The organism is Chengkuizengella marina (assembly GCF_009910845.1).
Lineage (GTDB): Bacteria > Bacillota > Bacilli > Paenibacillales > KCTC-33759 > Chengkuizengella > Chengkuizengella marina.
Genome location: NZ_SIJB01000039.1, coordinates 1 through 6,618 on the forward strand (window position 1 = coordinate 1; position 6,618 = coordinate 6,618).

Here is a 6,618-nt window from a genome sequence, read left to right on the forward strand (position 1 = left end):
GCCCAAGTAATACTTCCAGTATCTTTTTGTTCATGAGAGATCAGTTCTCCAAACGGATTGATGTCTGTTTGGAATCCCATAGACAAAGATTCATAATTTAAAGCTAAAGAAGTTCCTTCTGTTGAAATGGTATAGTCATAGTCTCCCATTGTTTGACCATCATAAGAAACAGTTTGGATACGACTTAAATTATCATGCGTATAATCTACTTGTTTTAAATCAGGATAAACTAAAGCTGCTAGTCTATCAAAATCATCATAGTTAAAGGTATAGGTGTTCCCAGCTATTTCTTGTGTGTTTAATCGTTTCCACTCATCATACGTATAGGAAAGGGTTTGCCCTTCACTATTGGAAAGTTCTGTTGGTAATCTTGTTGCTGGATCATACGTATAATCTTCCCATAAAACTTCTTGTCCCGTATTGTCTGTCACCGTCATATGTTCGATTTCGCTATATGGGCTATACGTATACGTAAACGTTTGTCCATTTTTATCTACAAAGGTATCAATGAGACCTTTGTTATTATACTTATACGTTTCTTGATCTCCAGATGGAGAGGTTTCTGTCATTAACCAACCGACTTCATTATATGTTTTCGTAACCTCAGGGTCTGTTTTGTCATTGATATAATATTCCACAACTTGCCCTAGTGGGTTATATACATACTTGTATGTTTGTCCAAGATCATCCTCTAAGAAGATTAGATTTCCTTTTCCATCATAACCGTATTGATTCGTTTGTGTTTTTCCTTCAGAGGTCACAGTTGTCTCTAGTAATTGACCTAAAGATGAATATTGATTTGTTGTGATTCTTTCTTTATTTCCATTGATATCTCGTTCAACAAACTTTACAAGATTTCCACTAACATCATAGTAGGAGATTTCTTCTTTACCGTTTGGATAAACCACTTTGGTTGTTTGTTGAAGGGTACTATATCCATCCGCACCTTGAACGGTATTTGCATAATAATATCTTGTAATATTCCCTTCCGCATCCTCCATGCTCATGACACGGTTTAAGTTATCATAGGTGTAATTTGTTCCTAAATCACTATTTCCATAAGGTTTGGTTGTATCTGTGATGATACCGTCACTAGATTCAATTTCATTCATCACTCTAGATACTTCATTTACAGTTCTTACTTGTTTGACGTTTAAACCAAATGGAGTATAAAAGCTCTCGATTTGCTCACCATCAGGTGTATTCACTGTGACTTTTCTTTCATCGTTCACATAGTCTACGGTTGTGGTTCGAATGTCTCCACCAAATGGTACTTGACGATAAGTTTTAATACGATTTAGATAGTCATAATCATATTCGACTTCACTTGTATCTGGATAGATGATTTCTCTTAAGTTACCTTCTTCATCATAATCATACTGAATGGTTAAAGATATCGGATTTAAATCTTCTTCAAGAGTAACGCTTGTAGTTTCAGTTTTTAACTTTGCATCATCAGTGTACGTAAAATCTTTCTCCGTTATCAATTGTTCCACATCAAATTGATCTCCAGAGGCATAAATATCCATAGAAGTTAACAATTCTTTGCCATCATATTGAACATCTGTTTTAAAAATATCGGTTTTCTGCAACGATGGCTCGAATGGATCTTGATAAGTGTACGTTTCAGTAGTGAAATCTGGCATATAATCGTTATAGTTAATTTGCTTTAAATAAGTTGTCAGACCATCTACTGAATTTACTTTTAAATTTGAAATTTGATGGAAATTATCATCATTATATTCATACGTTGTTACGTTCCCTAAAGAATCTATTTCTTTTGTTATTTGTCCATAAGTATCATATTCTAAAGTACGGGTCTGCATCTTAATCTGTTCAGAAGATGTAGGAAGTACTGGAAATTGAATGTTTTTGTGTATCAAAGGGTATAAAAATTTATGACGACTGTCCTCATTATGTTCTATTACATCCCAGTAATCTGGTATTTCATCAGAATATTGGTGGATTTTTGAAGGTCTGAAAAAATCATCGTCATATTCATATGCCGTTATTACATCAGAGTTAGAATAATATGAATTTCCAGCTTCTGAAAATACCAATTCACTATCTTTTAAATCTCTTACCCATTGAAATTGTAATAAAAATCTTTTTCCGTTGTTACCATAATGAGAATAAGTTGTTTCTCCAGTGGATTCATCAACATACTTGATTGTTTGTTTATCCCCAAAACGTGAAGTATATCCTTGAATTCTACCATTGTCGTATCGATCAAACTTCCAATATTCCTTAAAGTTATATCCATGGTCTATATGTTCATTAGAGTAAGTTTGATAAGTCACTTTTGATTGCGTATCTTCTTCATATGAATACAACACTCGATTCACAGCATGGAAAGAAATATGTTGTAATCCAAACTCATCTAAAAATAATCGTGTCGTATTCCTAAGCTCTTCAGCAATGCCAACCTCATCATAACCATCATATTCAACTGACCAAAGAGGATTATATTTATCATATACAAACTGAAGAGTAGTTCCATTATTAAAATTTATATTTTTTAATAATAAATAAGGAAGTTCTGCAAAATCATACAGTTGTGCGTCATAAATGTCTGCGAGTTCATATGTTTCACTATCTTCTCCCCAGTAGGCTAACCATTCACCATATTCATCATTTTCATCTCTCCACAAAGGTCTACCACTACTTGAAGAGTAGTATTCATACCCATCCGTAGGAAGTATTAAGTTAAAATCTGCCATTGTACTTGAATCTATCGCGTAGTAATCATATGACTCTAATACATTGCCACTTCCATCTTTGACTGTGTTAAGTTGCCAGTAGGAAATACTTTCAGTTGTTAGATCATTAGGATGATCATCGTTCGTTCTTTCCTTATAAGTAATTGTTTTTGTTCTTTTAGTCGTTTCATAATTAATCTCTTCAAGAATATTGCCTGTACTATCCTGAGCCTTCATTTTGGAGATAACAAGATTAGCATCTCTATAAATCGTGACTGTTCTATCAAGGGAATCTGTAATGATGATGTCATTATCAATGTATTCATAGTCTACAATCATATTATTAATGTGACTATATTTCTGAATAATTCGACCCTGATCATCAAAATCGTACAAGGTGTTTCCTATTCCTAATGTATATACCTCTATATCAAAACCTAACATATTATCGATATAATTATCAGGACCATTCTCAAAATTGAATTTTTGCCTATACCCATTTGCTCTTACTTCTAGAGACACTTCATTTACATATGGATAGTCTATTAATTCCATCTTAGGAGAACCATTAATATCGGTTAAATGAAACTCATATGAACTACCATCATCTACTGTGAAAACCATTTTAAATGAGGGTTCATCAGGATCAAACACATAACTACTTTCATATATTTTTTTACCATCAGTATCTGTTGTCAAATAATCAATATCATGAACGATCTTACCTTCAATATCGCGATCGATTTCCATATAAGGCAAGTTTAAGCTCCAGCCATTAGCAATAAATCCATTTTTCACTTCTTCAGTATCAAATGGAATCGAATAGTTTTCACTCCTTCTTGATTCTGGCTTCATTAATTTACTATCTAAAGAGTTATATTGCCTTTTTAATACAAAATCAAAACCATTTTTTCCAGGTAAATAAATATCTGCTACACTTCTATTTGCTGTTCGGTACAATGTATCAACATATTGATCAGATTTTATATCATAATTATAGGTGCTGTTAAATTCAGTAAAAGTATACTCTTCTAAAGCAGTAGTAGACATCATTTCATTTAAATCAGCTACTCTATTTACATTTAACTTCTTTTGTTGAAATGTTTGTAACTCTTCAATGTAGGCTTCACGGTCTGAATCGAGTCTATATTGAGTAATAGCTGTTGGAAGTAATTCTTCTAATAACTCATAATCTTCTAAGTTCAAATCAGAAATTTTTGTATTAACTAGTTCTGTATCCAATTCAATGAATTGAATTAAATCTTCATCATCTAACTGATCCATATATGATGGATCAAAATATGCAGCAATCAGTAATAAATCTCCATTTAATTGAGGAATTGTTATATTCTCTTTTGAAGGAATTCCTTTTGTTTCTTTTTTAGAATCAATATCTGTTGGGTCTTCTAGATCAATGTTGTCATCTATAGGTTGTTCTTCCGTAGTTTCTTCTGATTCCGTAATCTCTTCATCAACGTTTTCATCGTTTTCCGCTAAAACTAATGCCTTAACTACATTGATTAATCCAAATCCATACTGACGGTTATCCCCTAATGGAGTAGCTGAACTATAAATAATATTTTTTACTTGCTCAGAAGTCAGCTTTTTATCGTTTGACCAAATCAATGCTGCAGCACCAGTCACATGAGGAACTGCCATAGATGTTCCAGTCATTTCCCCATATTCTTCATCATTTACCGTACTTAATATCCCTATCCCAGGTGCTACTAAATCAAGTTCTTCTCCAATACTAGAAAAACTTGCTCTCTCTAAGTTATCATTTACTGCACCGACTGAAATAACTTCTGGAAATTGTGCTGGGTATGTGATTGTTTCTCCATCTCCGCCATTTCCAGCAGAAGCAATGACTAATATTCCTTCTTCAGTTGCTTCTTGAATGGCTTGATGAAGGGCTTGACTATAAGCATATGAACCAAAACTCATAGAGATAATGTTCATTTTGTTATCTATTGCCCATTGAATCCCTTCAATAACCTGTGAGTAAGAACCATTTCCATCTTCATCAAGCACTTTAACGGCATAAAGATCAGCTTTAGGAGCTGCCCCAACTACCCCCTCACTATTATTGAGAGCAGCTACGGTTCCTGCCACATGGGTACCATGTCCATGATCATCTTTTTCAAAAGATTGCCCTTCTACAAAGGAAACTCCACCTTTTACTTTTAAGTCTGAATGGTTAGCAATTCCTGTATCTAAGATTGCAATATTGACGTTTTTACCTTCGAAATTATTCTCATGAGCAAGATCACTACCAATAGCTTCAATTCCCCAAGGAATCAACTGTTTATTTTCGTCTACATCTTTCTTTTTATGCTTATCTACAGAAGCAACTTCTACCAAAGCATTTTCTTCCACAAATAACACTTCATCATCACTGGCTACATCTAGTAACTCTGATTGGGTCAACTCAGCCACAATGAAGTCTTTCTTTTTCGTTTTTATTTTTTTGACCTTTTTATCTTTAAGCTTCTTTTCTTTAAATCCATCTGCTGATACTTCTTCATTTAACCCTATTAAATAAGAAGTTACCTCATCATTTTCTAATAATTCACTCGGATTTGCATATGCTAGATTTGAAAACAACATCGTAAAAATACAAATAAATACAACTATTTTATTAAAATTCACACTAGGTACCTCCTAAAATATAAATCACTTTAAAATCACATCACTTATTCTTGAACATAGGTCCTTTTTAGATTACCATTTTGGTCATATTCATAACGTATTGTTCGTCCATCTGGAAGGGTTAAGGAAGTAAGTCTCTCCTCATCATCATATTCATAGATAAAAGACCCGAAGAATAACCCGTTATTCTCAGGTGTCGTCATGACTTCAACTGAATGTTCACTTTCTCCAGAAATATTAATTGCAGAAACAACATAAAAATATGTAGTTCCATTTATAACGTCATGATCTATATAGCTCGTTGTTGTTAAATCGTTTGCTATAACCGTATAGGGTCCACCCGAAGTTGTTGAACGCTTCACAATATAAATACTAGCTCTTTCAGTGATATCCCAATCAACTTTTACAGTGCCATCTCCAGCAGATACAATAACAGATGGTACATTGGGGACATATAATGTGGAGGTAATACTCACTTCTTCTGAATGATCACTTTCTCCAGTCCTATTGACTGCACTGACTACATAATAATAAGTGGTTCCAATTGTTACATTGGTATCTATATATTGATTTGATGTAAATCCACTTTCAATTGTGATATATGGTCCACTTATCGTTTCGGAACGTTTGATAATATAACTTTCTGCATCCATGCTTTTATCCCAATTCAGATAAACAGATTCTTCTCCTGTGGTTGCTATTAACCCTGATGGAGGTAATAGAACAGTGACAACACTTGTTTCAATGGAATTTTGACTTTCTCCGACACTATTTAAGGCACTAACCACATAATAATATGTTGCTCCGTTTACTATATTTTCATCTATGTAACTAGTTTCAGTAAGATCACTTGCAATGATTTCATATGGTCCATTTGGCGTCTCGGAACGTTTGATGGTGTAATATTCGGCTCCCATGCTGTCATTCCATTTTATTTTAACAGATGTACCCTCTTTTGTTAGTATTAAACCTGAAGGTGTAATGGGGATTGTGATAGCACTTATTTCATCAGAGTTTTCACTTTCCCCTTCATTATTTACAGAACTGACAACATAATAGTATGTGGTTCCACTAGTTACATCCATATCTAAGTAATTTGTAGAGGTGATGTTACTTGCAATTAATTCATAAGGTCCTCCTGTGCTAGTTGAACGTTTTATATTATAGCTATCCGTTCCAACTGCTGCATCCCAAGATATTTCTATTGATTCGTTTGATTTAACCCTTAAGTGAGTAGGTGGTAAGACATTAGGGGTTTTTAGATTTGTCC

General features: G+C 33.7%; 2 protein-coding genes. Both read right to left on the reverse strand.

Going from position 1 to position 6,618, the window contains the following annotated elements:
• The coding region (locus ERL59_RS17620) for a S8 family serine peptidase (protein ID WP_160647561.1) at positions 1 to 5,348 on the reverse strand (5,348 nt) is incomplete at its 3' end.
• A gap of 44 nt (positions 5,349 to 5,392) precedes the next feature.
• Positions 5,393 to 6,618 (reverse strand): fibronectin type III domain-containing protein (locus ERL59_RS17625; RefSeq protein WP_407925735.1); only part of this gene is annotated, 1,226 nt, incomplete at its 5' end.